Raw genomic sequence first — 26,052 nt, 5'->3', positions numbered from 1 at the left:
GACCTCTGTGCTAGTGCTGCGCTAACTTTTTTCGCAAGCGCCAAAAATACCACAGCACCATAGCGACAACCAGCGGAATACTGACGGACTCTATGGTTTCGGCCGGCCACTGTGGCAGCCAATGCACTATGGCTTGCTGAGCTTTGGTTAACAGTTGCAGGAAGTAATAGCTGATGGCAACCACAGACAAGCGTTCAACCGCGCTTTGCAGTTTAAGCTGTAGCTGAGCTCTTTTATCCATCGAAGCCAACAGCCGTTGATTTTGCCAGGCCAGTTTAAAGTTAATTTGAGTACGCAGTAGTTCAGTGGAGCGCCCCAAACGCTCTGCCAGTTGCTGCTGGCGTTTCAGCACGGACTGAGCCGTGCGCCAGGCAGGTGTCAGGCGCCGTTCGGTAAAGTGCTGAAGCGACATGAAACCGTCCACTGGTTGTTCATCCAGACTTTTCAGTCTGTCCAGCGTCAGTTGGTAGTAGGCGTTGCTGGCTTGCAACCTACTGCTGTTTTCGGAAATTTGATGTTCGGTCTGGGCGGCCAACTGCATTAACTCATCCAGCAACTGTTCATCATTGCCCTGTTTTTGCTCGATACGCGAGGTAATGACCGCCAGTTGTTGCTCTTGTTGTGGCAATTGATGCAGTGCCAGCTTACAGTAAGGCCAGGCCAGCAGTGCCAGCTTGCGATAATTACCTAAATCAAACAATTGCTGGACCAATGCACCCAAAGCACTGCGGCTTAAGCCATGATCCAGCACTAACATGCGTCCTGCGCCTTCATTGTGTTTACGAAAATCTGTCCAAATTCTGGCTTTGCCGTTAAACACCATACTGCTGATCAAATGTTCGCTGACAAAAAGTGCCGCAGGGTCCTGTTTGGCCAGCTGAGCCGGCTGCACTATGCTCAGTTGCACCACCCGGAACAACTGACCCGGCAGGCTGTTGAACCATTCGTTGTCAGGCACTAAATCCTGTGGGTCACAAAACAAATGGGGGGCGATACCGCTGCGAATGAAGGTGTAAGTAGAGAATTCATTGTGCCTCTCCCAGCGCAGCCAGCTACTGCCCAACTGTAAATTGCAATCTTGCTCATGGGCTTGCAGCTCTTTGCCATATTGCACTGAGAGTTGTTGCATCGCCTGATACTCGGCACTACGTGAGGTGCCGGATAAGGTCAGCACAAACTGACAGAGCTGACAGGGAGAATCCAGCGCCGGGAAAAAGCGTTGCTGTAACTCTTGCTCCAGCAGATCGCGTTGTGGATGCTGGCGTAAATAAAGTTGAACCATAACAGACTCCCAAACTGCATCACAAATAATCCACCTTGTTAAAGCAGTATCTGTACCCACCTGTGACAGTATGATGTCAATTATTTGATTTTATTGGTAAATATAAGATTTTTGCCGTGGTTTTTCTTTGAGGGTCAATAGCTTTATGTGCTGTTCCTGTACAAAAGAGCACTAAAGGAGTGCATCGTTGTTAACACTTTATTTTCAAATAAAGCAGGCTACAGTTAAAACAGGAACACGACAAGGAGGGCAAACCAATGCGAACTTTGTATTTGTCTTTGTGTTGTACCGCTATGCTAACCACTGTACCGGCTTTTGGCCTTGAAACGTTACCCCAGTTGCAACTGGCCCGGAGCTATCAGCAGCAGGATGCTGTAGCTGATTTTTGGATCAGCGAAAAGCTCGATGGGGTAAGGGCCTTCTGGGACGGTAAGCAATTGCGTAGTCGCAGTGGGCAGTGGATCAAGTTGCCAGAGTATTTACTTCGGCAGTTACCAGCGTTTGCCCTTGATGCCGAGCTATGGGCTGGGCGCGGGCAGTTTCAGCAGGTGATGCGGGCCTTAGAGTCAGGTGCCACACAGCAGCATTGGCAAAGGATACGTCTGATGGTCTTTGATGCACCACAACAGCCCGGCACTTTTACCGAACGCTTGCAGTTTTTACAACAGCAATTACCACAGACCGCTTTTGTGCAGTTATTACCCCAACAGCAGTTGCAGGCAAAAGCTCAGCTTGATGAGCTGTTGCAGCGGGTGGTCGCCGGAGGGGGAGAAGGGCTGATGTTGCATCATGCAACTGCACTTTATCAAAGTGGCAGAGTCAGTCACTTACAAAAGCTAAAACTGGTCGAGGATGCGGAGGCCAGGGTGGTAGCACATCTACCAGGTAAAGGGCAGTTTAGCGGTATGCTGGGGGCCTTATTGGTGGAGTTACCTGATGGTCGTCGCTTTAAATTAGGCTCAGGTTTTAGTCTTAACGAGCGGCAGAATCCGCCGCCAATAGGGCGTTTGGTGACTTTTCAGTATCGCGGACTGACCCACAAGGGCACACCTCGTTTTGCAGTATTTGTACGGGAGCGGTCAGAGCCTTAAAAAAGCAGGTCTGTCACTCTTGTGGCTGTCTGCGCAACCAGACAGAATAGCGCTCTTCATTAATGAGGTAGCTATGATCAATCTGGCCTTGATGGGCGCTTTTATTCCGACTTTTTTATTTGTTTCTGTCACACCAGGCATGTGCATGACTCTGGCGATGACGCTTGGTATGACCCAGGGGGTACGCCGCACTTTATGGATGATGTGGGGTGAGATGTTAGGTGTGGCTTTGGTGGCCATACTGGCAGTCTGTGGTGTTGCCACTATGATGTTGCAATTTCCGGTTGTATTTCAGTGGTTTAAAATCGCTGGCGCTTTATTTTTAGCTTATATCGGTTGGCAAATGTGGTGGGCCAAAGGCAAGCTGGCTCTACCTCAGGCTGGTATCAGCCGCGAATTGATGCCACGACGCACCTTGTTTAGCCAGGGCTTTGTCACTGCGGTGGCTAACCCAAAAGGCTGGGCTTTTCATATGGCTTTATTGCCGCCTTTTATCGACAGTCAACTGGCGTTTTGGCCGCAGTTGCTGGTGCTGGTCTGTATTATTCTTGTGCTGGAGTTTCTGTCGATGTTGCTGTATGCCAGTGGTGGTAAAGCGCTGGGCACATTTTTCCAGCAGCAAAACAAAGTGCAGTGGCTCAACCGCATCGCCGCCAGTTTAATGTTTGCGGTGGCGCTGTGGATGCTACTGGAGTAATTCAGCCATTACCAGCGATAGCCAAAAATCAGGCTACTGGAGTGTTGTTTTGCCTCAGCCTGCCAGCCCGGCCATTGAGTCCTGTTGGGTTGAACGCTGCGTACATTGCTATGCTCCAGCGCAAGACTTAGCTGCTCACTTAGCTGATAAGTCCAGTTGATGGCCCAGCTATGACCTTTGCCATTGTTATCATCGGCAGGCGTTTGATCTTTGTCGGTCACTTCAAAATGGTCATAACGGGCGCTAAGACTGTGCTGCTCTTGCTGGTAGTTCAGCATCAGATAATTGCTGCGATAATCGGCCACTACTACTTTTTGTCCCATGGCTGTATCGCCAGTGAGATACTGCGCCAGCAACCGCCACTGATCTGTTAGTTGATGTTGTATGGCCAGGCTCAGAAAACGGCTATCCCAGGCATATTGGCCTTGTTTAAAGGTGGTGGGTTCGCCTCTGTTGTCGTACCAATAAAGCCGGACTTCGGTCTGATCCTGATGTTGCCAGTGCAGCCCTGTGTAATAGCCGGTTTTATGGTCCAGCTCGCGGTTCGGCTCTACCCAGGCCGGTTGCAGTTCCACAGCTCCACCTGCGGCTATGCTGGGGTAATTGGCAAAATCGACCCTCTCCCCTATACCGGTTTGCAGATTATGCAAAGCAAAACCACGCCAGGTTAAGATGGAACCGGCTGGATCATTGCCCTGGAACAAAGCTCCGACCCACTGCAGACTATGGTCGGAATTAAAAAACCGACCGGGACGACTGACCGAGAATTCAACAGCTCTGGTTTTGATTTCTTCAGCTATCCAACTATTGATAGCGGAAAAGGTACTGGTGTAGGGCGATGTCCAGGCCAGATCGGTATTTTCCAGCGACATAGCGGGATAGAACATGCCCATTCTGCCTCGCACTCTGTAGCCCGAATAGGGAAGCGGGTTCCAGCTTAACCAGGCTTCTGTGATGCCTGCACCAGCCTCTGGCGCTCTGTGCCACTGCGCATGCACTGTGGCGGAAAAAGCAGAATTGCCCTCGACCTGAGCAACCAGATACTGTGGTCCGGCACCGGCATCGGTGTGATAACCAAGCTGCCCTGTGCCTTTTTGCCACCACGGAGCTAAATAATGGGCTGTATCGTTTTGTGTATTCAGATAAAATTCGCCGCGACCGCTGAGGCTCCATTGTGCGGAAGCAGAGCTGCTGACACTGAACAACAGCGTGGAGGTCAGGCTGATCAATACAACACTAAGGCGGGGTGGCGACATCCTGTGTTCCTTCTTTTGATTTGCCTTGATAGTAGCAGTTTGCATCAGTCAGTAGAAACCGGCAGATGAGAAAGTTTTTACTGCTTTCTCTGGCAGATGATGACAACAGACCTAAACTGCTTTAGTTTAACCAGACTTTGGCCCTCTGTGGTCTTTGGAGTGATGAGAAAATGAACTTGAAAATCCCTGTTTTGTGTGCGCTCCTTTTACTGGGTTTCAATACTCAGGCCGAAGTCAGACTGACGATCACCGATCAGCAGGGCAAGGCATTGGAAGATACAGTGGTCGAGTTACTTGATCCGGCGAATAAAACCTTTTCAGCAAAAAAAGCTGAAGTGAAACAACAGGATCTGACTTTTATTCCTTTTGTTTCTGCCTACCAAACCGGAACAGAGGTCGACTTTCCGAATATGGATAAAACCCGGCATCATGTGTATTCCTTTTCACCCGCCAAAGTATTTGAATTAAAGCTCTACGCCAATAAACCTGAAGCTCCGGTGCTGTTTGATCAGCCGGGTATTGTCGCTTTAGGTTGTAACATTCACGACTATATGCAGGCTTATATCTATGTTGGTGAAAGCCCATTTTTACAGGTGACAGATAGCCAAGGGCAGGTGATTTTTAATCAGCTTCCGGATGGTAACTACCAGCTAAAACTCTGGCATCCGTGGCAAAACGCCGATTGGGTGACACAACAAGTGCAGATTAAACAAGGTCAGGTGATGAATTATCAACTGGCTATCACAGCTCAGGAAAAACCCCAAAAGCCGAAGAAAGGTTTTGGTGCCTCCTATACTCCCTGATTTTTTAACCTAAAGGAGCCGACTCATGGCCACAGTAACATTAAAAGGTAATCCATTTCAGACAATAGGCGAACTGCCGGCAGTGGGTAGCAAAGCCCCTGATTTCACCTTAACAGGTGCAGGTTTAGCAGACGTGAAACTGGCAGATTTTGCCGGACAGCGTTTGGTGCTGAATATTTTCCCAAGTGTGGACACACCCACTTGCGCTACCTCTGTCCGTACTTTTAACAAAGCCTTGTCAGGTTTAGATAATACCGCTGTGCTGTGTGTTTCTGCAGATCTGCCTTTTGCTCAGGCACGTTTTTGTGGTGCAGAGGGTTTAGAGCAGGTGAAAAACGGTTCCAGTTTCCGCAGCTCATTTGGCAAAGATTATGGGGTGGTATTCACTACAGGTCCTCTGACCGGTTTACTGTCCCGCGCTGTTGTGGTGATTGGCACAGACGGTACTGTGTTGTACACAGAACAAGTGGCTGAAACTGCAGATGAACCTTCGTACCAAGGTGCTTTGGCGGTGTTAGCTTAATAATGTGGAGATCAGAGTCGTGGACTCTGATCTCTGTTTCAAGAGTCCTGTTATGCAACACAGACTGCTTGTCGTTTTGGCTTTGTTTATGCTGCCTGTAGTGCTGGCAGCCCCCACAGCTTCGCCAGAGAAAGTCCTGCGCATGGGCATTCATAATTTTCCGCCAGATTTTGTCGTCAGTGCTGATGGCAAACGTTGTGCCGGCGAAGGTTATGTGTTGGCTCAGCGCATTTTTGCAAAAGCAGGTTTTAAGCTAAAAGCCGTTTGTACCACACCGGCCAGGATGTATTTGTTACTGGATCAAGGCGAGGTGGATTTTAGTATCAATATAAAAACCACAGCGGCGATCAGCAGAAAACACCAGTTTGTTGAACCAGCTTACATGTCGATGCAACTGATGTTGTACAGCCACGCTCCGAGTTCAACTGCACCACAAGACAAAACCATAGCGGCCATCCGCTCTTTTGATTACTTAGGCCAGCGTCAGCAACTCCTGCAACAAGGGTATCAACTGGTGGATATGCCCGACAGCATCAGCGCTATCCAGTTATTTTTGCACCAACGTACTCAGTATTTAATTAGCTATCAGGGACCTTTTGTCGCTTACACCGGACAGCAAGCAACTGATGTTGTCGATGTAAAGCAAAAAAAACTGGCAGAAGTTGATGCCTATTTTGTTGTGTCCGCGGCTTCAGCTTACCAGCAGCGCATTATTGAGGTCGTGCAGCAGTATGCCAGGGCACATAGTTGTAGTTATCTAAAGGGATGTGATACCGCCACTATTCCCTGATATTTTGCGTTTTCCCCTTATGACAGTAAAAAGCGTTGCGTCAGTAGCGCTGTTTTTGTTTGAATAGCAGCCTCTTGTGAACAGCGCAGAATCTTTGTATGCATATCAAAGCTCTTGACCCTTTATCCGCTCCGGCAGCCCATCTGCTGGCTTTATCCGATGTCTATATGGCGTCTTTATACCCTGCTGAAAGTAATCATATGGAAAGCCCCTCAGCCTTGGCTTTGCCTAACGTGTTATTTTTAGGCGCTTATCTGGATGGCAAATTGGCAGGTTGTGGTGCAGTGAAAATACTGCATGATGACGGCAGTTATGGCGAAATTAAGCGGGTTTATGTGCTGGAAGCTTTCAGAGGCCGTGGAGTGTCAAAACAACTGATGCAGGCGCTGGAGACCCATCTTAAACAGCAACAAATTCTGCTGGCCCGGCTTGAAACAGGTATTTCTCAGCCTGAAGCTCTGGGCTTGTATGAAAAGTTAGGGTACCAGTACAGAGCACCTTTTGGCTCTTATCAGTTGGATCCTTTAAGTGTGTTTATGGAAAAACGCCTCGAACTTTAGAGTGTTTGTTCCTGAAATAGTTTTTTGCGCTGGTCAGCAGCGCGTTTTTTAAGCTAAGCTGCTTCTTGTTCCTGATTAGTGTACGCATTGGTCAGGTGTCCTGTTGACGTTAAAAAACAAGGAGTCTGGCCCATGGGTTTTTCTACTCGCCACTTATGGATGGTGCTGGCGGCGTCGCTGTTGGCAGGTTGCAGTACTTTACCTCCGTCCACACCACCAATCACTGGAAGTACAGCAACCTCTGTTCAGGATAAGGCCTGTGTCGGCAAGATTGAAGCCCCTGCCGCGGGTCTGGAAGCCACTTCAGATCCAGAGTTATTAAAATCGGCTTTAGGTGAACCAAACAAAGGTCAACTTTGCATGGGGCAGGTGTTTGTAGCTACAGCACCAGTGACAGTCTACAGAGTCTGGGACCAGGCCAAAAGTTACACTTTATATGGCCGTTGGTGGTCATTTATGCGGCCTGAAGGTCCGACGGAGCAGTACTGAGCGGCCAATGCCATTTGCCCAAACTGGAGCGTGCTCAATCAAATGAGCCCTTGTGCCTTAAAGGTCGGCAGCAAAATTGTGGTAGGGCCTGGTCAGAGTGCGGATTGTGGGGAAGGTCTGGTCTATCCTCAGTCTGCTGTTAATCAGGTTTATATCAATAACGATTCACGTAACAATGTGCTTTGGATCGAAAACTGTGACGCTGGCAGCAACTGGCCACAATAAAGAGGAAACAGAGGATGCATAAAAGTTGCTTAGCCGCTTTTGTTCTGGACAGTCAGGTGGATGATAGTCAGCCAGCTACAGACTTTTGGAGTCAGGCGCTGGGTTATCCACAGTTGCCTTCTGATCCGGAGTGGGCTGAGCGTTATGCTTATCTGGACAACCCAACCTCTGAGCCCAGACTGTTGCTGCAAAAAGTTGAACATCCAAGCCATATTCATCTGGATATCGAAACCGATCATATCCAGGCAGAAGTGGAGCGCTTGTGCAAATTAGGTGCTGTTGTTGTCAAACAAATGCCACGCTGGACTGTGATGAAGGCGAGAGCACCGGTTAGTTTAAGAAGTGAACAGCAGAGCTGCCTGAAAAGGACTCAGTCAAGGCGTGACAGCGAAGGAATAGTGGCGCTCTTTCGAGCTGTTACAACGCTGAATGAGGGCTTTTCAGGCGCTCCCGAAGGGCGAGTCCAGAATTGCCGTATGCGGCGTTAGCTTTTTTTGGTTTAGGCCCACTAAACCTTCAAAAATCTGCCTTGCCTACGGCAATTCTGGTTCTCGCTGCTGCCACTCTTTAAACTGACCGGTGCTCTTTGGCCATAGATTTTGTGTGGTACTGCCGCAGCGCACCGATTTTGCTCAAAGCTCTGATGTAAAGCTCTGGCCTTAGTCTCACTGTGCGATTTCTGTTATCGCCTTTTGTCTGAAGACAAAGGGCTCGTATTCAATTCCTCCGTTTTTTTGAGTTTTTAAATTAAAAACAGATGTTCACTCATTGGTGTTTTTTATTTTAAATTTAACACCTGAATAATTTGTTTTAATTCAATTGCTTAATTTTTTTTCATCTTGTTTTTAAATTCATGAAGTAGCGTTTTACTTATTTTTGGTGTACAACTGTGCGCTGAAATTAAGTGGAAGGACCAGTGTGAATAAAAGTATCTCGTCATGGAGCCAGCGCCTCTACCGTCAATTTAGTTTAATGCTGGCGAATCAACCCAAGCTGGGGTATTACTTAAAGCCCTTGCTGCGCTGGAATAACCCTCAGTTACATCCGGATTATCACAGTGCCCGCGTGATCGATTTTGGTTGGGAAACTGAGCAGATCCTCAGTGTCTGGTTAGAACCCGCTTCATCCTGGTCTGGTTTTATTCCGGGTCAGCACCTGCTGGTCACCCTGCTGCATCGGGGCCGATACATCAGTCGCAGTTTTAGTATCAGTTCGTCCTCTGCGGTATTTGCCCAGCAAAAACAAATCCGTATCAGTTGCAGAATTCAGCCAGAGGGCCAGTTTACCAATGCGCTGGCGACAGCCATTTCCGGGTTGACTCACCTGAGTATCAGCGACGCAATGGGCGATTTTGTGTTTCGCCCTCAGTCAGACAGCACGCCTTACCAGAGCACCGTGATGGTAGCTGCAGGTTCTGGTATTACCCCTCTTTGGTCGATGTTAAGCAGTGTACGTTGCTGGACGTCACCTATTGTGCTGTTTTACTGCGTAAAAGAATCGCGTCAGGCTGCCTTTTTGACCGAGTTAAAATTACTGGCAGCAAAACAGCCTTTGTTCAGATTGCAATTGATTGAGACCGCAGTTTCAGGTCGCCTGGATTTGGTGACAGAGTTAACAACGAATGCTGATTTTTCTCTGAGTCAGGCACAGTACTTTTTATGTGGTCCAGCGGCGATGAGCCGGCAGTATCAGCATGATCTGATACAACAAGGAGTGCCAGCGGCTGCTATTCACACTGAATTGTTTGGACTGGCGCCGCCAGGTTCTGCTGGTCCGGTTAAACAAGCCTTGGTTTTGCAACAGGGCCGGGTCAACAAACTGCAAGCTACTGCTGGAGTATCTTTATTGCAACTTGCGGAGCAGCAGGGCCTGGCACCACGTTTTGGTTGCCGTATTGGTGTTTGTTATCAGTGTGTTTGTCAAAAAAAATCAGGCCAGGTGCTGAATTTGCGTACCGGGCAGATTTCAGGCGATGGCCCTGAACAAATTCAGTTGTGTATTAGTGCTGCACACAGCGATCTGCAGATTGAGTTATAGGATCAAGATGAAACTTACAGAACAACAATTATCCGAACTGGCTGCTGAGCTGGACCAGGTGAAAGCCAATGTGATGAACCAATTGGGTGACAAAGAAGCACGCTACATACGCCGTATGCTGCTGACGCAGCGCTTAAGCGCTATTTCCGGCCGCATTCTGATGGTGTTGGGTTTTGTTACGCCCTGGTTGTGGGTATTCGGTGTTGCTCTGTTGGCACTGGCCAAAATTCTCGACAATATGGAAATAGGTCATAACGTTTTGCATGGCCAGTACGACTGGATGAATGACCCTGTGCTGCACTCAAAACGTTTTGAGTGGGACATTGCCTGTGACGCTGCTTCCTGGCAACGCACCCACAATTTTGAACATCACACTTACACCAATATCATCGGCAAAGACCGTGATTTTGGTTATGGCTTATTGCGCCTGAGTAATGACTTTCGCTGGCGGTTGCGTAACTTATGGCAGTTGGTCACCTATCTGCTGTTAAGCACTTTGTTTCAATGGGGGGTGTCTTACCATGAGCTGGCAGGGGAGCGGGTATTTTTTGGCAAAAAGAAAGCGGGTCGGGTTAACACTGTCAATCACAGCGAGTTGAAAAAAGCCTTTTTTGGTAAAGGTGCCCGTCAGTTGTTTAAAGATTATGTGTTTTTTCCTTTGATTGCCGGGCCTATGTGGTTGTGGGTGTTAGCGGGCAATCTGCTGGCCAATCTGATCCGTAACTTATGGACCTCCACTGTGATTTTTTGTGGTCATTTCACCGCCGATGTTCACACCTTTACCCAAGCGCAATGCGAAGGTGAAAGCCGCGGCCATTGGTATTACCGGCAAATTCTCGGTTCCTCCAACTTTACCGGGCCGCGTTGGTTTCATATTTTGACCGGCCATTTAAGTTGCCAGATTGAGCATCATTTATTTCCGGATATGCCAGCTTTGCATTACCTGACCGTGGCGCCGCAAGTGCAGGCTATTGCGAAAAAATATGGCATTGCTTATAACTGCGGCAGCTTTTTACGCCAATACGCCACAGTAGTGGCGCGGATTATTAGGTATTCTTTTCCCGGTGGTAAAGCCACTACAGCATATACCCTTCGTACTTGAAGCTGCAGCTTTGTTGATGGCGTGCACTCGCCCCAGTCACATAGGTTAACTATGCTCCTGGGGGCTCACTTACTTGTCGCCGCGCTGCAACTCCAATTACATTGGGTATAAAAAGTTGCCTTGTCACCCGATCATAAAATGAGGATTGAGTCATGTTATTTGCCGATGTTTTGCAGCAGTTTAAAGTCGGACAACCGGATGAACTACAGATTGACGTGCCAGAGCAGTGGGGCCAGGGCCGCGCTGTGTTTGGTGGTATGGCGTCTGCTTTGGCTTTGGCGCATTTAATCACAGTACTACCGGCAAATATGCCGCTGCGTTCAGTGTCGGTATCTTTTGTTGCACCTCTGAATGCAGGAGCGGCCACAGTGTCCCGCCGTATTTTGCGTCAGGGCAAGTCGGTCATTCAGGCTATGGTCGAAATTACCCAGCAGGATCAGGTGGCTTTGGTGTTATTGGCAAGCTTTGGTGCTGAGCGGCCATCGGCCTTTCAGATCCTGGCTGAACCGGCACCGGCCTTTGCCGGACAGGCTATGGTATTGCCTAAACAAGGCCCGGCACCAGAATTTACCCGACATTTTGATTACCAGATCTGTCGTGGCGCTATGCCGTTTTCTGGCGGTACAGCGACAGAGTTAGGCGGGCGTATTCGTTTTGCTGAAGGCAAAAGCATAACTGTGGGGGTACTGGAATTATTGGCGCTGGTTGATGCCTGGCCTCCGGTTAGTTTAACTTTACTGAACCAGCCAGCTCCCGCCAGCTCACTCACCTGGACTATCGAGTTTATCCAGCCGCATCAGGCCAGCGGCACAGCAGCGTCAACCACAGACTGGTGGAGTTATCTGGCCAGTATTGAACACGGCGCTGATGGTTATCATCATATCGAAGCCAAGCTATGGCAACCGGACGGCCAGTTAGCCGCCATCAGCCGTCAGACTGTGACTGTCTTTGCCTGAACAGCAAGTGCCCTTACCCAAAGTAATTGATGTTGCAGCGCGACGACAAGTGTGGGAGTCCCCAGGAAGGGTCCTATGTGACTGAGGCGACCTTATTTATAAAAGCAGACAGTCAACAAAGCTGCGGCTTCAAGTACGAAGGGTAAGTTGCTTAAAATTTATACTCGCTGAGTACGGATGCTTCTGTTATAGTGCGCGCCCTTTTTCCTGTGCCAGTGTTTGTGTTCATAGCGAGTACCTATTTTTGAGCAATACCACCTTTACGACCCTGCCGTTAGCAGACCACTTATTACAAAGCCTTGACAGTCTTGGTTACAGTCAGATGACGCCTATTCAGCAGCAGGCTTTACCTGTCTTGCTAGAGGGCAAAGATATTCTGGCCAAAGCCCGCACCGGCAGTGGCAAAACAGTGGCGTTTGCCCTGACTTTATTGCACAAGCTGGCGGTCAAGCGTTTCCGCATCCAATCACTAGTGCTTTGTCCTACCCGTGAACTGGCTGAGCAGGTGGCACAGGAGATCCGTCGTTTAGCCCGCAGTCAGCATAATATCAAAGTGCTGACTCTGGTCGGTGGCGTCTCAATAGGCCCACAAATTGGTTCGTTAGAACATGGCGCTCACATTATTGTCGGCACACCGGGCCGTGTTCTGGAGATGCTCGACCGCAATCTGCTGAACCTGTCTGATGTTGAAACGCTAGTGCTGGACGAAGCCGATCGGATGCTGGATATGGGTTTTGCCGATGATCTGGCTGTGATCCTCAATGCTTTGCCTGCAGATCGCCAAACCTTACTGTTTTCAGCCACTTACCCTGAAAAAGTGAACGATTTAAAACGACACTTAAAAGCGGATGCTGTGCAGGTGTTTGTTGAAGATGCTGAACAAACCGATATAGAGCAAAAGTTTATTGAGGTGGATGCGGGCAACAAAATTACAGCGTTGAAGCAACTCTTATCCTGGCATGGCGCCAAACCTGCGCTGATTTTCTCCAATATGCGTAAAGACACTCAGGATATTTGTGATGAATTATCCGCAGCCGGTTACAGCGTGATGCCTTTGCATGGCGACTTAGAACAGAGGGACCGCGAGCGTGTGCTGATGCAGTTTACCAATCAAAGCTGCCTGATTATGGTCGCCACAGATGTCGCGGCCCGCGGCCTGGATATCAGCGCTTTGCCTTTAGTCATTAACTACGATCTGGCCAATGACCCTGAAGTGCATGTGCACAGAGTAGGGCGCACCGGTCGGGCGGGTAGTGAAGGTTTGGCGTTAACACTGGTCATGCCATCACAAATGGGTCGTCTGGCGGCACTGGAAGATCAGTTGGCTTTAACTGCACAGTGGGCAGAACTCACTGCCTATCCGGCCAAAGACGCCAGACCAGCGCGTGCGCCTATGCGCACTGTGATGATCGATGGTGGTAAAAAAGACAAAGTGCGGCCTGGCGATATAGTAGGAGCTTTAACAGGGGAACTGGGTTTGTCTTTTGAACAAATAGGCAAAATTAATGTACTGCCTATGGTCAGTTTTGTTGCTGTTCGCAATGATGTGGCAAATGCTGCACTAAAACGCTTAAGCGAAGGCAAAATCAAAGGCCGTCAATTCCGCTGCCGTTTTGTTTGAACAGGGTCAGAGTCTTGACTCTGACCTCATTGAAAAAGTATCTGATGTAAGAGGAAAAATTGCCCTGATGCACTAAGCTCAAAGCGGATAGACACTAAAAAATAACGAGGCCGCTTATGAACGTTCACTACCTTCTATGCAGCGCTGTAGTTTGTCTGCTGTTGTCTGGCTGTAAACCTGCTGAAACTCAAAGTCCTGCCGTTCCTCCTGCTGAAGCTGTCACGAAAGTGGCAGAAACCAGCTCTGAACCCAAAGTTGCGCCTTGTCAGCTAAAGCTGGGGTTTGAATCCTGGGAACCTTACCAATATGTTGGGCTTGAACAACAAGCCAGCGGACTGGATATTGAGATCATGCAGGCCGTTGCAGGACGAATGAACTGTACGCTGGTGTTACAACATGGCACCTGGCAAGAGTTATTAGGGCAGTTCAGGCAAGGGCAGTTGGATGTGCTACTGGGAGCATCCAAAACGCCAGCCCGTGAACAATTTGCGTTGTTTTCGGAACCTTACCGTGCCGAACAGTTTCAGTTATTTGTCCGCAAAGATGATGCGGGTAAATTCAACTTTGCTTCAGTTGCAGAAATGGTCGCCGCTAAGCACAAGGTGGGCCTGATCAGCGACTATTATTACGGTGAACAAATTACCGCCTTGTACAGCGATGAGCAGATGCGCCCGCACTTTGTTGAATCGACCATGAGTGAACAAAATATTGCAGTATTACTGGACGAGCAGGTGGATGCCGTATTAGAGGACAGTTTTGTCGGTGCTGCTATTATCCGTCGCAAAGGACTGGAGCAGCAGATTGAGCCGCACAGCATCAAGCTGGAAGAAACCCCTATTTATGTCATGTTCAGTAAATCCACAGTACAGCCGGAGCAGGTCAGCTCTTTTAATCAGGCTTTGCAGCAGCTAAAAGATAGTGGCGATTATCAGCAACTGTTAAGTAAATATCAGGGCTAATCACCAAACTGGCGGGCCAGCAACGATGCGGTAAAACTGGCCTTTAAATAAAATCCTCTGGGCAGCGTTTGAATAGGCTCTCCATCAGCGCCAATAGCAGCAGTTAAAGCTCTGCTATTGGCCGCTTTAGGCCGCAGTTGCAGCACTTTGCCATGTGCTCCCTTAATGCGGTCAATGCCACCTAACACAATCAGCTCCATCAGCTCTTCCCAGTCCTGTTGCAACAGCGCCTGCTGTTGTGCATCAGGACTCCACAAAAAAGCTGTGCCTATCTGGCGCTCTGGTAAAGGGATCCCGCGCTCCGCCAGCACAGGTACAAACAACACCTTACTGAGTTTGCGACAGACCCATGAATCTTGCCAGCGTAAACCTGATACGTCAGTCAAAGGTGCCACACAGACATAGGTGCTCTCCAGCGGTTTACCCAAGCTGTCCACAGGCAGGGTTTTCAGTTCAATGCCTAAATGTGGGAAGTCAGGTTCAGCTTTACTGCCACTGCTGGCACCCAGCACTAACTCCAGTAATTGCCCTACCATACCTTTTTCACGTTGCAGATTGGCGGGCAGTTGCAGTTGCCATTGCTCTGCTAACTGACCTAAGGTTAGCCCGGCGATCCGGCTACAACGTTCAGTTAGTTCTTCGATGTTTTTTGGGGGCAGGCTCATAAATGCATCATCAACAGAGCAAGGATTCAGGTCTTTCAAAACATTACCATTTTTTACTTTTATTTGCTGCTCAAAAAGCAAACAAAGCGAGTTATACACAGTTGTAACACTGCTTAAATAGCAGGCTTTAGTGGCTAACCTTATGTTTTTTATCAGTATTTTTTGACTGTTGTTTGAGTGTTATTCCAGCGTTTAGGAGTTATTCAAGAATAAAAACATCCTTATACACAGCTTTATATACAGAGCCTGTGTAGAAGTTCACAGTGCTCGCTAATTAGTCACCTAAATTGTGGATAACTCTGTAGAAAATACAATTTGCCGAAGTCGTGACTTTATGAAAGAATCGATGAAACAACAGCTGTAACTAAGCTAGAGGTTTTTGTGATCGACGCTGAAGGCTTTAGAGCCAACGTCGGCATTGTAATATACAACCACCAGGGACAGGTGTTTTGGGCAAGGAGATACGGTCAGCATTCCTGGCAGTACCCACAGGGTGGCATTGACGATGGGGAAACCCCAGAGCAGGCCATGTATCGCGAGTTAAACGAAGAAGTTGGTTTACAGCCGCAAGACGTAGAAATTATTGCGGTCACTAAACACTGGCTGAGGTACAAGTTACCCAAGCGTTTAATCCGGCGGGACAGTAATCCGGTGTGTATAGGGCAAAAGCAAAAATGGTTTTTGCTGCGCCTGACCTGTAAGGATGAAGACGTAAATCTGTTAAAAACTTCGCATCCGGAGTTTGATGACTGGCGTTGGGTCAGTTATTGGTATCCGGTGCGTCAGGTCGTTGCCTTTAAGCGGGAAGTGTACCGCAAGGTAATGAAGGAGTTTGCCCCTATTGCATTGCCGTATCTTCGTAGAGATGGAAAAAATGACAAGTTAATCAGAAGGGGTTAAGAATGCTGAGCCAGTTAAGGCGCATAGTGCAGGATGTGGCGCAAGAGCCGGTACTGAATAACGCATTGGCTGGCTTAGTCTCGAATGTAAAAAATGCACTGAAAACAGAATGTTGTTCAGTGTATTTAGCTGACTATGAACAACAGCATTTTATGCTGATGGCTACAGATGGCTTAAATCCTGAAGCCGTCGGTCAGGTGGCTATTGGGTTCTCTGAGGGATTAATTGGTTGGGTTGGGCAACGTGAAGAGCCGATTAACCTGGCTCAGGCTCATCTGCACCCGCGCTTTAAAGTCACTCCAGAAGTGAGTGAAGACCGCTTTTCGGCTTTTTTAGGCTGTCCTATTATTCATCATCGTAAAGTGCTTGGTGTTTTAACCATCCAGCAGGGCGAATCCAGAGTGTTCAGTGAAGACGAAGAGTCTTTTCTGGTGACATTGGGAGTGCAACTGGCTTCTGTGTTAGTCAACGCCGAAATGCGTCAGGCCGCCAGTCAGAATTCAAAACAACAAAAAAATACCGGGCAGCTTCAAGGTTTACCCGGTGCGCCGGGCATCGCAATTGGTGAAGGTTTTGTGCTGGAGCCCTCCAGTGACTTTGATGCGATATCGCTGAAAAAAGTCGACGATCCGGAAAAAGAGCTGTCGCGTTTTTACAAAGCCGTCAAAATTACCAAAGCCGAATTTAACCGTTTAGCCGAAAGGATGGCCGGGCATTTGCCGCCGGATGCTTTGGCGATTTTTGATGTTTACCATCAGTTGTTAGACGCAGCCAGCCTTGGCAACGAAATTGAAAAGCAAATCCACGAAGGCTGGTGTGCCAAAAGCGCATTAAAACGTGTCGTAGAGAAATTTGCCCGCCAGTTTGATGATATGGACGATCCTTATTTACGGGAGCGTGGCACAGATATCCGTGATTTAGGCCAGAGAGTACTGAATCATTTGCTCGATACTGAACAGCGTCATCATAAATTACCGGAAAAAGTCGTGTTAGTGGCCGATAACGTTACCGCCACTATGTTGGCTGAAATTCCGCGGGCTCAACTGGTCGCTATTGTATCCCTGAAAGGCTCAGTCAACTCCCACGCCGCTATTATGGCGCGCGCTTTGGGTATTCCGGCTGTGATGGGGTTGGACGAGTTGCCGCTGTTTCATTGGCAAAGTCAGCGTTTGATTGTCGATGGTTATCGGGGGCAGATATTAGTGGCTCCAGCCGAGCCTATTCTGGCGGAATATCAGGCCCTGATCAGTGAAGATGCCCAGCTCAGTGCCCGTTATCAGTCTGAGATGCATTTAAATGCGCAAAGCGCTTGTGGTGTGCCTTTTAGTTTGATGGTCAATGCGGGTCTGGCGATAGAGCTGGAAAGTGCGCAGCCGTCTTATACAGACGGTATAGGCTTATACCGTACCGAATTCCCTTTTATTATGCGAAACCGCTTCCCCACCGAAGCGGAGCAAATCGAGCTGTACAAAAAAGTGCTGGCTTCACACCCGACCAAAGCCGTGGTGATGCGTACATTGGATGTTGGCGGCGATAAAGCGCTGCCCTATTTCAGTATTATCGAAGAAAACCCCTTTTTAGGCTGGCGCGGTATAAGGTTAACTTTGGATCATCCGGAGATTTTCCTGGTACAAATCCGCGCTATGCTCAAAGCCAATATAGGCCAGGGCAATTTACATATACTACTGCCGATGATCTCGGATTTGGCCGAAGTGGATGAATCACTGCGGTTAATTAAACAAGCCACTTTTGAGCTGACGGATGAATTAGCCGGCACTGAAGTGCAGTTGCCTAAAGCCAAAGTTGGCGTGATGATCGAAGTGCCATCCATTATGTACCAGTTGCCTGAATTAGCGCGTAAAATTGATTTCTGCTCAGTCGGTACTAACGATTTAACTCAGTATTTATTGGCGGTTGATCGCAACAACCCAAGAGTTGCAGGTTTGTATGATGCCATGCATCCGGCGGTACTGCGTGCCTTGCACCAGATGTCCTTGCAGGCGCAGGGCTTGCAGTTGCCTATGAGTATTTGTGGCGAGCTGGCAGGTGAACCTGCTGGTGTATTGATTTTAGCGGCTATGGGGTATGACAAATTCAGTATGAACAGCAGTAACCTGGCGAAAATTAAATGGTTATTGCGCAGAGTTCATCTGTCGGAGCTGCAATTGCTGCTGCCGGAAATTCTGGCCTGCCAGTCACCTAAACAGGTTCGTCTGCAGGTACAACGTTTCCTTGATCAAAAACAGCTGTTGAACCAATTGCGTGCTTAGTTACAATACAGCGCCGTTATGCAGTCTGAACCATGGTTCTGTTCAGGCTGACTTCTAATTTTCTACAGGATAGTTCATGTCGGATTCTTATTTTTTATTCCCGCAAATTGACCCGGTGATCTTCAGCATAGGGCCTGTCGCTGTACGCTGGTACGGTCTGATGTATGTGATTGCCTTTTTACTGGCCAACTGGCTGGCCAACCGGCAAGCCGACAAACCCGGTTCTGGCTGGACCCGGGATCAGGTCAGTGACTTGCTGTTCCTGGGTTTTTTAGGCGTGATTGTCGGTGGCCGTGTCGGTTATGTGCTGTTTTATAGTTTCAATAATTTTATCGCCGATCCGCTGTATTTATTCCGTACCTGGGAAGGCGGTATGTCGTTCCACGGTGGTGTGCTTGGGGTAATGGCTGCGATGGCGTGGTTCGCCTGGCGCAATAAAAAGTCTTATCTGGCACTGGGTGATTTTGTCGTGCCGCTGCTACCTTTGGGTTTAGCTTTTGGTCGTTTAGGTAACTTTATTAACGGTGAGTTGTGGGGGCGTACAACGGACGTGCCATGGGCGGTGTTATTTCCAAACGCTGGCATGTTACCGCGCCATCCGTCTCAGTTATATGAACTGTTAGGTGAAGGTATCATTCTGTTTATTTTATTGCAGTGGTACAAAGGCAAGAATCCACCCGCAGGTAATGTCGCTGGTTTATTCCTGCTGGGGTACGGCACAGCGCGTTTTATTATCGAATTCTTCCGTGAGCCCGATGCACACTTAGGCCTGTTGTCTTTGGGCATGTCGATGGGGCAGTGGCTCTGTGTGCCGATGATAGTTGCAGGCGTAGGGCTGATGAGTTGGGGCTATATTCGTCAGAACAAAAGTCGGAAAAACCCAGTGCAGAAAGAGAGTAAAGCATGAAGCAGTATTTAGACTTGATGCGCCATGTGCTGGAACATGGTCATAAAAAATCAGATCGCACCGGCACAGGTACTCTCAGTGTGTTTGGTTATCAGATGCGTTTTGACTTAAGTCAGGGCTTCCCGCTGGTGACGACTAAAAAGTGTCATCTGCGCTCTATTATTCATGAGCTGTTGTGGTTCCTCAAAGGCGACACCAATATTCAGTATCTGACCGACAATAAAGTCACGATTTGGGATGAATGGGCGACGGAGCAGGGCGATTTAGGCCCGGTTTATGGTGCGCAGTGGCGTAGCTGGCAGACGCCGGATGGCCGGGTGATTGACCAAATCAGTCAGTTGATTCATGACATCAAAACCAACCCTGATTCACGGCGTTTAATTGTCAGCGGCTGGAATCCTGCAGTATTGCCTGATACCCGCTTCAGTCCAAAAGACAACGCGGCTATGGGCAAACAGGCCTTGCCACCTTGCCATACCTTGTTTCAGTTTTATGTGCACGACGGCAGATTATCCTGCCAGTTGTATCAGCGCAGTGCGGACGTTTTCCTTGGGGTGCCATTTAATATCGCAAGTTATGCCCTCCTGACCATGATGGTGGCACAGGTGTGCGATTTAACGCCCGGCGATTTTGTGCATACCTTTGGTGATGCGCATTTGTACAGCAATCACCTGGATCAGGTAAAAGAGCAGCTAAGCCGCACGCCACACCCCTTACCACAGATGAAGCTAAATCCTGCCATTAAAGATATTTTTGGCTTCCGGTTCGAAGATTTTGAGCTGGTCAATTATGTGGCTCATCCGGCGATCAAAGCACCCATCGCCATCTAACACCGAAATCGGGCGCAGCGCACTGGCTGGACTGCGTCCACTTCAAGGTAAAAACCGTCAAAATGATCTGGCACCAATTTTGCTGTAGATCCAACAGAGATCATCAAGCGACAGCGACATCGGGGGCCAGAGTGCGGATAGTCGGATTAATTATCACAGTTCTGCTGTTGTGCAGCTGCAGCTTTTTGCCGCAAGGGCAAGAAGTTGCCGAGCCAGCGGAGCTCTCACAACAAGAGCAGCATCCGCCTTTGTTGTATTACACCGAGCGTTTAGCGGATCAATTATTTTATAAACTGCAGCCGTTGGAATCCGGGGCTATTGCAGTGACCACCTTTACTGACGTGCAACTGATGGCGCCGGACAGCAGCCGACACTCCAGTTACAATGCCTCATTGCAGTTACAGGAGAGTATGCAGACTGTCGCGACGCAATTAGGCTATCAAGTCAGCGAGATCCGCTTAAATGAGGCTGTGCTGGTGCACTCAGGCTTTGAGAACTCATTAGGCCGTGATGTAACTCAGTTAGCTCAGAATCAACAGGCCCGTTATGTGATTACCGGAGATCGACCGAAGGGGAGCTGCATATCACAGTCAATGCCAAATTAATTGACCTGAAAAGCCAGCGCGTACTTGCTGCTGCTTCCAGTGTTATTCCTGTCGCTGTGTTATGGCCCAACGAGCAGTTGCAATTGCGCCATAATAAGTTGTATCGCAATTCGGAGTCCTAAGCCATGACCACATTTCGTCAGCTTGTTGTTGTATGCGCCATAACGACTGGTGCCGCTGGGTGTGCGCCTTTGATTGATACTGATGCTCAGGGCAAGCCGGTTGTACCGGCGAATAAGGTCGAATTGCAACAAGGCCGGGTGACTCACAGCAAGGGCGGCTCTGCCATGGAGCCGGATCAATTGTTTGTCAGTCCATACGACAGTGCAACGGCGCAGCATGCCCGTATGGCCGGAATGAACCCGGCCAGCTACAAACCAGAGCCTGCGGTGACAGTGAATCACTACGTCCAAAGCATGATGCACGATTTAGCCGCTAATCTTGAAGTGTTAAGCACCACTTTTAGTCTTGGCGTCACCAGTTTTGTCTATTTGGACGGTGATTATCAGCAGGGCGATTTGTTAGGGAATCAGCTGTCTGAAGCCTTTATGCATGAAGCCACCCAGTTCGGTATAGCGGTGACAGATTTTAAAACCACAGATTATATCCGGGTCACGCCTACAGGCGATTTTACCTTTAGCCGTGATTTTCTGGAACTGACCCAACAATACCCCATCAGCGTGGTGTTGGGAGGCACTCTGGTTCGTCATCAAAGTGGGGTTTTAGTGAACGCCCGAATGATCAATGTAAACGATAAAAAGGTGTTGGCGACGGCTCAGACCTTTATTCCACAAAACGTGGTGCAGGCTTTAAAGGCTACTCAGAGTGCGCCTCTGCTGCAGCTCAAAGCTGCTGAAACTCCTTAATACCTTAAGATTGGATTTTTTATGAACTCATCGAATGCAGCTATGATCTCTGTATCAACCAAAGTGTTACTGGCCACTGCTGTCCTGTGGTTGACAGGTTGTGCGACTTCCCCGGCGCAGCAAGGTGAAATGGCTGCAAGTCCACCGGCTTCAACTAACAGCACTAGCGCCTCTGAGCAGAGCTCTGCCGAGCCTTCTGTGACCGTAACTGCATCGGGTGAGCTTTGCCGCTGCGAGACCAGTTCGTCCTCTGAAACTGCAGAAACACAAAGTGCGACGATACAAAACAGAGATACCGAATGGTTTGGTTTAACTCAACCTTATCAGGAAGCTGAACCAGCCATGGGTATTGAGCAAAGTTCGCAATTGGACAGTGCCGCAGTGAATAACGGCCAACCTATTCCAGGTTTAGCAATCAAACAAATGAAGCGCAGAACTTTGCCATCTGAATTGGCGGCGGCAGGTGCGCAGCCAGAGTCCTATCAAAGCGCTGCTGTATTTCAGCAAAGTCGTAAATCTTTGAGTGACTATGTGGCTCAGTTGGCTTTTAAACTGGCAGGCAATCAACAATTACAAGGTGTGAAGGTCGGAGTGGCAAGTTTTGTGCTTTTTGACTCTCAGCTTGAGCAAACCAGTGCAATAGGCAATCAACTGGCTGAAGAGTTGAGTACTGTGTTGCCCGGCTATGGAGCTGCGGTCATTGAATACAAGCTCACTAAACATATTACCGTAGGGCCAACGGGGGATTTGTCTTTATCCCGCACTACATCAAAGCTCAGAAATCCCCAGGGGATGGACTATGTGTTGACCGGCACTATGACGCCAACACGCCGTGGTTTACAAATTACCAGCAGAGTCGTGTCGACCAGAGATAACGTGGTGATTAGCTCTGCCAGCACCTTGATCCCTGCTTTGGTTTTACAACAACTGTAACCTGCTAAAGGTCACAACACGGCGCAGTGGCTCAATGGCCGCCCCAACAGGAATCGAACCTGTAACTGCCCCTTAGGAGGGGGCCGTTATATCCATTTAACTATGAGGCGAATTGTTGCAGGTGTTAAACTAGCACAGTGGATGAATGCTGTGAACTGCAGTTGAATCAACAGGTTCTTTATTAAACAATCTTGCGTGTTTTTCTGCGGTTACTGCTGTTCCTTGTCATTGATTAAGGTGGCAGCGTCGCCTACCTGAACATTCGCCAACAGCTCCATATTGATACTTTCTGCCCAGGCATTTTTATGATTCAGCTCTGTGATCTTTACTTTCAGCTCGCTGACTGTCAGTTGATCCTGCAATTGGCCAAAACTGTCTTTGTGCTGACGGCGAAACAAAATGGTCAGCTCGTCTCCGAGTTTTAAACCTTGTCTACTGCCAAGATTAAGCAAGACTTTATGTTGTTGTACCAGGGTAATATCCGCCAGTATAGTTTCACAGCGCAACGCTTCTTCCACATCTTGAGCTGCAGCATTTAATACCCGCTCTATGGATTTACCGTAGTCAGTTTGCCAGAAACGCTGGGTTTTTGGGCTGATCACTGTTGTGCTGTTAAAGCCCCAAACGGCAGAGGTCTGATATTTTTGGCTAAATAACACTTTCTGCTCCTGAATATCCGACAGTTCCAGTTGCAGCTGATAAAAACGTTCTCTGTCCTGATCGGACCAAAACGACCAATTGGTACCGACACGCTCGCCCAGCGAGACATCGCCAAGACTGGCTTTGAGCAAGTAACGGCCACCGTAATTACGCTGTAAAGCACCACGGTCGGCATAACTCAACTCTTGTTGCCGGATGGACTGAGGCAATAACTTAATCAGACTTGAGCCTGAAGACTCTTCCAGTTTCTGGATAAACACAGTGGTACTGGCCTCATCCAGCTCGTAGAGCTGTCCTACGATGGCTTGTTCTCTGTTTTCGATAAAAAACGGGCTGACCAACAATTCTTTCTTTAATTGCAGATTGGCACATTGGTTTTGATCCGGATAGATATCAGCCCGGATCGTGACGTTGATATAACCATTTTCTTCTGTCTCAGAGACGATCTGGACATTGTGTACCTCGCCCTGAGTTTGTAAAAACATCGATTCCTGAGTCAATAAACCGTCGGTGACCTGCTGCACTGTGCGGATCGACGCTCCTGAATACAACAGGGCTTTACGCACCGCATCTTCAGTGGCCGCAGCTCTGGCTGCTGCAGAGTCGCCAGAGCGCAACACAGCCTGGCCCGTAGCCTCATACCAATCTGCATTGGCATAGCTGCAATACAGCGGCAGCGCCAACAGTGACAGGCGAAACGCAGTTAGACGCATGACAAACCCTCTATAACTTGATTAACACTACAGTAGCAAAAGCTATGCCTGAATTTAAGAATCAAACCAAAAACAAAAAATAAAGAACAGGCACGAATTGTGCATTATCTGTGGTCAGTACTGAGTTGAAGCTAAATGGGCAGAGGCACGCCATTATGAACAAATTGACCATCAGCGCCTTGTTGCTGACTTTATTACCCGGCTGCAGTCTGGTGGCAGACCGTCATGTGGAATGGGAGACGGTAGAGCCACAGCGTTTTCCGATATTAAAAGCGGTAGGCTATGCTCCGCTGAGCCAACAACCGGGCGCCACCGAACAAGAGCGTATGCTGATGGCGATGAAAGCCTCCAAACTGGAGGCTTACAGAGAACTGGCGGAGCAGGTTTATGGCCAAAGAATTGACGCTAAGGCAAATATGCAGCAGATGATGGTGGGGAATGATCAATTAACCTCATCGGTCAGCGGTATTATCCGGGGGGCCCGTGTGGTGAAAGCTTATCCGGTTGGGGATGTTTATGCGACAGAGTTAGAGCTGGACTTTAAACAAGTCTATGATTTGTATTTAAATAGTCAGCCAACCCGTCGGATAAAAAATGTGAAGTACTACTGATAGCATAAAGCTGAGAACTAAAGAAACCGTCATTAGACGGTTTTTTTGTTGAAGAAATAGCTCAGGCTTTTATACCTGGGCCTTTATCGACCTGGGCTGCTTTGCCTTTACTGGTGTAGGTTAAACCTGCACGACCACGGCTTTGCAGCAGTTCAGTTTTAAAGCGCTCAATGACCAACTGGCTTTGCTCTACACTTTGGCTATTGACCTGATTCTGGAATTTGCACTGAGCCAGTTTCTCTTCAAGACGTTGCAAATGTGCTTTAAACCAGTCCTGTTGTTTGGCTGCGTCAAGTTCAGGTGATGCGGTTAACTGCTCATCTGTTGCCTGAACCAAATCAAGAATTTGAATTTTTTCGTCGGTATTGGTTTTTAATGTTTCAACATCACGGGTCCGGATGGCGTCCAGTTCCCTGTGAAGCAACAAAAGCAGCACATCCAGGTGCTGCTCTTGCTCGTTTAATAAAGTGAGGATAGAAGAGTAGGCGTTACTCATTTTTTACCAAAAAACTCGCCTTCAAACTGGACGATACGACGAGCCAGTTGTTCCACATTCACTTTATATTTGCCTTCAGAGATCTCTTGTTTGATCTTATCCACTTTTTCCTGATCAATACCTGAGCTCGCTTTGGCCTTTTCCTGCGCCTTGTTAAATTGCTGAGCTTGAGATGTCAGTGAAACTGAATCTTGTTTTTGTGCCGCAACACCTGTTGTGCTTTGCTGCTGAACCGCCTGCTGCTGTGCAACTTGCTGTTTTTGAATATTTTGCTGTTCGGCCTTGTCCGTCTTCACTTGTGGGGTGACTGGCTGGCCAGTGTTTACATTAATCGCCATTTTTCTATCCTCTGCATCCGGTTTCGGATCTCTTACTTTGTATAACGGCATCGACTGATAAAACTTTAGGCATTATTTAAAATTTTATTGCAACTTTTTTCACTGCTACCACTTCAGCAACAACGATACGGTTGGATTGCCTGTTGCTGACGCGGATCTGGTCACCTAAAATGCCATCCATTTGTGCTATGCCTGCAGTTTTCACTTCCAGGCCGTTATTCAAACCACTAATTGTAACTATATCGCCCTTACATACAAGACAAAGATCCTGCAATGTCACCACTTGCCCTGCCGACAGGCTTCTTTTTACTCTGGCCCCCAGCACTGAAACCGGGCTTTGAACCAAAGAACCCCGGGCAAGACGCAAATCTGCCTGTCCAGTTGTCAACATATCGGCAGTGATTAAGCTGCCTGAAGGAATATTTCTCAAACTAAGCACTGCGTCCGTCTGTTGAGAAAACCGCACAGAAACAAAGAGCTGCCAGGGTTGTGGACTTTGACAACGAATATGTACTGTTGCCTGATTGTTTACCGGTCCTGCGAAGTTAAAGAGCAGAGGCTGATCGCACTCTTTGCTGGCGAGTCGCTGATCCAATGGGGCTATTTGACTCTGAGTCCCGTCTGGTACTTCGTCTTGCTGTTTTAGCCAATCTGCCGTGGCAGCAGTCAATTGAGCTGGGCTAAAACTTGCTGCCTGTAACGAAAAAACCGTGAAAAAAGTGCTGGCTATCAAAGTACTACACAACGGGTATTTCAAAAATTTATCGTACATTTTCATATGGTTTCAGCTATGCTTTATCGGCAAAGGGTTATAACATACTTAAGTATGTCAATTTTCAGTCATTTTTCATTCTAGAGTGACCAAAG

At 48.4% G+C, this 26,052-nt stretch carries 29 protein-coding genes and 1 tRNA gene; 22 read left to right on the top strand and 8 right to left on the bottom strand.

Features of this window, described 5'->3' with window-relative positions; all coding sequences use genetic code 11:
* Nucleotides 1-10: 10 nt before the first annotated feature.
* Nucleotides 11-1,282 (bottom strand): DUF3422 family protein, encoded by a 1,272-nt coding sequence (locus tag SD53_RS05115; protein ID WP_046519148.1) that lies wholly within the window; start codon nucleotides 1,280-1,282, stop codon nucleotides 11-13.
* 257 nt (nucleotides 1,283-1,539) lie between these two features.
* On the opposite strand from SD53_RS05115, the gene SD53_RS05110 reads away from it, so the two are divergent.
* Both SD53_RS05110 and SD53_RS05105 read left to right on the top strand, forming a co-directional pair.
* A complete protein-coding gene (locus SD53_RS05110; protein ID WP_082101779.1) occupies nucleotides 1,540-2,373 on the top strand; it encodes a DNA ligase in 834 nt (277 codons plus the stop codon).
* 73 nt (nucleotides 2,374-2,446) lie between these two features.
* On the top strand, nucleotides 2,447-3,070 hold the full coding sequence (locus tag SD53_RS05105) for a LysE family translocator (RefSeq protein WP_046519182.1): 624 nt from the start codon (nucleotides 2,447-2,449) through the stop codon (nucleotides 3,068-3,070).
* Between the two features lie 8 nt (nucleotides 3,071-3,078).
* Here SD53_RS05105 and SD53_RS05100 read toward each other — a convergent pair whose 3' ends face one another.
* Nucleotides 3,079-4,326, bottom strand: a complete 1,248-nt coding sequence (locus SD53_RS05100) for a hypothetical protein (protein WP_052749258.1) — start codon at nucleotides 4,324-4,326, stop codon at nucleotides 3,079-3,081.
* A gap of 170 nt (nucleotides 4,327-4,496) precedes the next feature.
* On the opposite strand from SD53_RS05100, the gene SD53_RS05095 reads away from it, so the two are divergent.
* The 11 genes from SD53_RS05095 to SD53_RS05045 all read left to right on the top strand — a co-directional run bounded on the left by SD53_RS05095 (nucleotide 4,497) and on the right by SD53_RS05045 (nucleotide 14,391).
* Nucleotides 4,497-5,129, top strand: a complete 633-nt coding sequence (locus SD53_RS05095; protein ID WP_046519147.1) for a methylamine utilization protein — start codon at nucleotides 4,497-4,499, stop codon at nucleotides 5,127-5,129.
* 25 nt (nucleotides 5,130-5,154) lie between these two features.
* A complete protein-coding gene (gene tpx, locus SD53_RS05090; RefSeq protein ID WP_046519146.1) occupies nucleotides 5,155-5,652 on the top strand; it encodes a thiol peroxidase in 498 nt (165 codons plus the stop codon).
* A gap of 52 nt (nucleotides 5,653-5,704) precedes the next feature.
* The gene (locus tag SD53_RS05085) at nucleotides 5,705-6,442 is read left to right on the top strand and encodes a type 2 periplasmic-binding domain-containing protein (protein WP_052749257.1); all 738 of its coding nucleotides are present in this window, start codon (nucleotides 5,705-5,707) and stop codon (nucleotides 6,440-6,442) included.
* 98 nt (nucleotides 6,443-6,540) lie between these two features.
* On the top strand, nucleotides 6,541-7,002 hold the full coding sequence (locus SD53_RS05080) for a GNAT family N-acetyltransferase (RefSeq protein ID WP_046519145.1): 462 nt from the start codon (nucleotides 6,541-6,543) through the stop codon (nucleotides 7,000-7,002).
* Between the two features lie 132 nt (nucleotides 7,003-7,134).
* Entirely contained in the window at nucleotides 7,135-7,491 is a 357-nt protein-coding gene (locus SD53_RS18260; protein ID WP_052749256.1) for a hypothetical protein, read from the top strand.
* 239 nt (nucleotides 7,492-7,730) lie between these two features.
* Complete coding sequence (locus SD53_RS05070) at nucleotides 7,731-8,204, top strand: VOC family protein (RefSeq protein ID WP_052749254.1); 474 nt, start codon at nucleotides 7,731-7,733, stop codon at nucleotides 8,202-8,204.
* A 430-nt stretch (nucleotides 8,205-8,634) separates the two neighbouring features.
* Nucleotides 8,635-9,753, top strand: a complete 1,119-nt coding sequence (locus SD53_RS05065; protein ID WP_125060828.1) for a flavin reductase family protein — start codon at nucleotides 8,635-8,637, stop codon at nucleotides 9,751-9,753.
* Nucleotides 9,754-9,760: 7 nt separating this feature from the next.
* Complete coding sequence (locus SD53_RS05060; RefSeq protein WP_106693131.1) at nucleotides 9,761-10,855, top strand: fatty acid desaturase family protein; 1,095 nt, start codon at nucleotides 9,761-9,763, stop codon at nucleotides 10,853-10,855.
* A gap of 152 nt (nucleotides 10,856-11,007) precedes the next feature.
* On the top strand, nucleotides 11,008-11,811 hold the full coding sequence (locus SD53_RS05055) for an acyl-CoA thioesterase (RefSeq protein WP_046519142.1): 804 nt from the start codon (nucleotides 11,008-11,010) through the stop codon (nucleotides 11,809-11,811).
* A gap of 244 nt (nucleotides 11,812-12,055) precedes the next feature.
* Nucleotides 12,056-13,432, top strand: coding sequence for an ATP-dependent RNA helicase DbpA (gene dbpA / locus SD53_RS05050; protein ID WP_046519141.1), 1,377 nt, complete (start codon nucleotides 12,056-12,058; stop codon nucleotides 13,430-13,432).
* A 116-nt stretch (nucleotides 13,433-13,548) separates the two neighbouring features.
* Entirely contained in the window at nucleotides 13,549-14,391 is an 843-nt protein-coding gene (locus tag SD53_RS05045; RefSeq protein WP_046519140.1) for a substrate-binding periplasmic protein, read from the top strand.
* Here SD53_RS05045 and mutH read toward each other — a convergent pair.
* Entirely contained in the window at nucleotides 14,388-15,056 is a 669-nt protein-coding gene (gene mutH / locus SD53_RS05040; protein ID WP_046519178.1) for a DNA mismatch repair endonuclease MutH, read from the bottom strand. The genes SD53_RS05045 and mutH overlap by 4 nt on opposite strands.
* Nucleotides 15,057-15,437: 381 nt before the next feature.
* On the opposite strand from mutH, the gene rppH reads away from it, so the two are divergent.
* From rppH to SD53_RS17930, 8 genes are all read left to right on the top strand, one after another.
* Nucleotides 15,438-15,956, top strand: coding sequence for an RNA pyrophosphohydrolase (gene rppH / locus SD53_RS05035; RefSeq protein WP_046519139.1), 519 nt, complete (start codon nucleotides 15,438-15,440; stop codon nucleotides 15,954-15,956).
* A gap of 2 nt (nucleotides 15,957-15,958) precedes the next feature.
* Entirely contained in the window at nucleotides 15,959-18,226 is a 2,268-nt protein-coding gene (gene ptsP / locus SD53_RS05030; RefSeq protein WP_046519138.1) for a phosphoenolpyruvate--protein phosphotransferase, read from the top strand.
* A gap of 76 nt (nucleotides 18,227-18,302) precedes the next feature.
* Nucleotides 18,303-19,133, top strand: coding sequence for a prolipoprotein diacylglyceryl transferase (lgt, locus tag SD53_RS05025; RefSeq protein ID WP_046519137.1), 831 nt, complete (start codon nucleotides 18,303-18,305; stop codon nucleotides 19,131-19,133).
* Entirely contained in the window at nucleotides 19,130-19,963 is an 834-nt protein-coding gene (locus SD53_RS05020; RefSeq protein WP_046519136.1) for a thymidylate synthase, read from the top strand. The genes lgt and SD53_RS05020 overlap by 4 nt, the downstream gene beginning before the upstream one ends.
* A gap of 185 nt (nucleotides 19,964-20,148) precedes the next feature.
* Entirely contained in the window at nucleotides 20,149-20,568 is a 420-nt protein-coding gene (locus SD53_RS05015) for a FlgO family outer membrane protein (protein WP_052749253.1), read from the top strand.
* The gene (locus tag SD53_RS18995; RefSeq protein ID WP_157850008.1) at nucleotides 20,541-20,690 is read left to right on the top strand and encodes a FlgO family outer membrane protein; all 150 of its coding nucleotides are present in this window, start codon (nucleotides 20,541-20,543) and stop codon (nucleotides 20,688-20,690) included. The genes SD53_RS05015 and SD53_RS18995 overlap by 28 nt, the downstream gene beginning before the upstream one ends.
* A gap of 3 nt (nucleotides 20,691-20,693) precedes the next feature.
* Complete coding sequence (locus tag SD53_RS05010) at nucleotides 20,694-21,434, top strand: FlgO family outer membrane protein (RefSeq protein WP_046519135.1); 741 nt, start codon at nucleotides 20,694-20,696, stop codon at nucleotides 21,432-21,434.
* 21 nt (nucleotides 21,435-21,455) lie between these two features.
* Nucleotides 21,456-22,367 (top strand): FlgO family outer membrane protein, encoded by a 912-nt coding sequence (locus SD53_RS17930; RefSeq protein ID WP_125060826.1) that lies wholly within the window; start codon nucleotides 21,456-21,458, stop codon nucleotides 22,365-22,367.
* A gap of 35 nt (nucleotides 22,368-22,402) precedes the next feature.
* Here the strand turns inward: SD53_RS17930 and SD53_RS05000 are convergent.
* Nucleotides 22,403-22,477: transfer RNA gene (locus tag SD53_RS05000), tRNA-Arg, on the bottom strand.
* Nucleotides 22,478-22,576: 99 nt separating this feature from the next.
* Nucleotides 22,577-23,740, bottom strand: a complete 1,164-nt coding sequence (locus SD53_RS04995; RefSeq protein ID WP_046519134.1) for a flagellar assembly protein T N-terminal domain-containing protein — start codon at nucleotides 23,738-23,740, stop codon at nucleotides 22,577-22,579.
* A 155-nt stretch (nucleotides 23,741-23,895) separates the two neighbouring features.
* Between SD53_RS04995 and SD53_RS04990 the strand changes: the two genes are divergently transcribed.
* Entirely contained in the window at nucleotides 23,896-24,351 is a 456-nt protein-coding gene (locus SD53_RS04990) for an LPP20 family lipoprotein (RefSeq protein WP_046519133.1), read from the top strand.
* A gap of 61 nt (nucleotides 24,352-24,412) precedes the next feature.
* On the opposite strand, the gene flgN is transcribed toward SD53_RS04990, so the two are convergent.
* The 3 genes from flgN to flgA form a co-directional block, all read right to left on the bottom strand.
* A complete protein-coding gene (flgN, locus tag SD53_RS04985) occupies nucleotides 24,413-24,847 on the bottom strand; it encodes a flagellar export chaperone FlgN (protein WP_046519132.1) in 435 nt (144 codons plus the stop codon).
* On the bottom strand, nucleotides 24,844-25,185 hold the full coding sequence (flgM, locus tag SD53_RS04980; protein WP_046519131.1) for a flagellar biosynthesis anti-sigma factor FlgM: 342 nt from the start codon (nucleotides 25,183-25,185) through the stop codon (nucleotides 24,844-24,846). Before flgM ends, flgN begins: the two co-directional genes overlap by 4 nt.
* Nucleotides 25,186-25,261: 76 nt before the next feature.
* Complete coding sequence (flgA, locus tag SD53_RS04975) at nucleotides 25,262-25,957, bottom strand: flagellar basal body P-ring formation chaperone FlgA (protein ID WP_162198665.1); 696 nt, start codon at nucleotides 25,955-25,957, stop codon at nucleotides 25,262-25,264.
* Between the last annotated feature and the right edge of the window lie 95 nt (nucleotides 25,958-26,052).

This window comes from Rheinheimera mesophila (assembly GCF_000986865.1).
GTDB lineage: Bacteria > Pseudomonadota > Gammaproteobacteria > Enterobacterales > Alteromonadaceae > Pararheinheimera > Pararheinheimera mesophila.
This window is presented reverse-complemented; position numbering and strand designations above follow the sequence as displayed.

Excerpts from the sequence above, each read along its gene's own strand:
- ptsP (WP_046519138.1), top strand. The coding sequence starts at position 15,959 with ATGCTGAGCCAGTTAAGGCGCATAGTGCAGGATGTGGCGCAAGAGCCG.
- SD53_RS05115 (WP_046519148.1), bottom strand. The coding sequence starts at position 1,282 with ATGGTTCAACTTTATTTACGCCAGCATCCACAACGCGATCTGCTGGAG.
- SD53_RS05080 (WP_046519145.1), top strand. The coding sequence starts at position 6,541 with ATGCATATCAAAGCTCTTGACCCTTTATCCGCTCCGGCAGCCCATCTG.
- flgN (WP_046519132.1), bottom strand. The coding sequence starts at position 24,847 with ATGAGTAACGCCTACTCTTCTATCCTCACTTTATTAAACGAGCAAGAG.
- SD53_RS05020 (WP_046519136.1), top strand. The coding sequence starts at position 19,130 with ATGAAGCAGTATTTAGACTTGATGCGCCATGTGCTGGAACATGGTCAT.
- tpx (WP_046519146.1), top strand. The coding sequence starts at position 5,155 with ATGGCCACAGTAACATTAAAAGGTAATCCATTTCAGACAATAGGCGAA.
- mutH (WP_046519178.1), bottom strand. The coding sequence starts at position 15,056 with ATGAGCCTGCCCCCAAAAAACATCGAAGAACTAACTGAACGTTGTAGC.
- SD53_RS18260 (WP_052749256.1), top strand. The coding sequence starts at position 7,135 with ATGGGTTTTTCTACTCGCCACTTATGGATGGTGCTGGCGGCGTCGCTG.
- SD53_RS05070 (WP_052749254.1), top strand. The coding sequence starts at position 7,731 with ATGCATAAAAGTTGCTTAGCCGCTTTTGTTCTGGACAGTCAGGTGGAT.
- SD53_RS05055 (WP_046519142.1), top strand. The coding sequence starts at position 11,008 with ATGTTATTTGCCGATGTTTTGCAGCAGTTTAAAGTCGGACAACCGGAT.
- flgA (WP_162198665.1), bottom strand. The coding sequence starts at position 25,957 with ATGTACGATAAATTTTTGAAATACCCGTTGTGTAGTACTTTGATAGCC.
- SD53_RS05010 (WP_046519135.1), top strand. The coding sequence starts at position 20,694 with ATGACCACATTTCGTCAGCTTGTTGTTGTATGCGCCATAACGACTGGT.
- SD53_RS05105 (WP_046519182.1), top strand. The coding sequence starts at position 2,447 with ATGATCAATCTGGCCTTGATGGGCGCTTTTATTCCGACTTTTTTATTT.
- SD53_RS17930 (WP_125060826.1), top strand. The coding sequence starts at position 21,456 with ATGAACTCATCGAATGCAGCTATGATCTCTGTATCAACCAAAGTGTTA.
- SD53_RS05085 (WP_052749257.1), top strand. The coding sequence starts at position 5,705 with ATGCAACACAGACTGCTTGTCGTTTTGGCTTTGTTTATGCTGCCTGTA.
- SD53_RS05110 (WP_082101779.1), top strand. The coding sequence starts at position 1,540 with ATGCGAACTTTGTATTTGTCTTTGTGTTGTACCGCTATGCTAACCACT.
- SD53_RS05095 (WP_046519147.1), top strand. The coding sequence starts at position 4,497 with ATGAACTTGAAAATCCCTGTTTTGTGTGCGCTCCTTTTACTGGGTTTC.
- SD53_RS05060 (WP_106693131.1), top strand. The coding sequence starts at position 9,761 with ATGAAACTTACAGAACAACAATTATCCGAACTGGCTGCTGAGCTGGAC.
- lgt (WP_046519137.1), top strand. The coding sequence starts at position 18,303 with ATGTCGGATTCTTATTTTTTATTCCCGCAAATTGACCCGGTGATCTTC.
- flgM (WP_046519131.1), bottom strand. The coding sequence starts at position 25,185 with ATGGCGATTAATGTAAACACTGGCCAGCCAGTCACCCCACAAGTGAAG.
- SD53_RS05045 (WP_046519140.1), top strand. The coding sequence starts at position 13,549 with ATGAACGTTCACTACCTTCTATGCAGCGCTGTAGTTTGTCTGCTGTTG.
- SD53_RS04995 (WP_046519134.1), bottom strand. The coding sequence starts at position 23,740 with ATGCGTCTAACTGCGTTTCGCCTGTCACTGTTGGCGCTGCCGCTGTAT.
- SD53_RS04990 (WP_046519133.1), top strand. The coding sequence starts at position 23,896 with ATGAACAAATTGACCATCAGCGCCTTGTTGCTGACTTTATTACCCGGC.
- SD53_RS05100 (WP_052749258.1), bottom strand. The coding sequence starts at position 4,326 with ATGTCGCCACCCCGCCTTAGTGTTGTATTGATCAGCCTGACCTCCACG.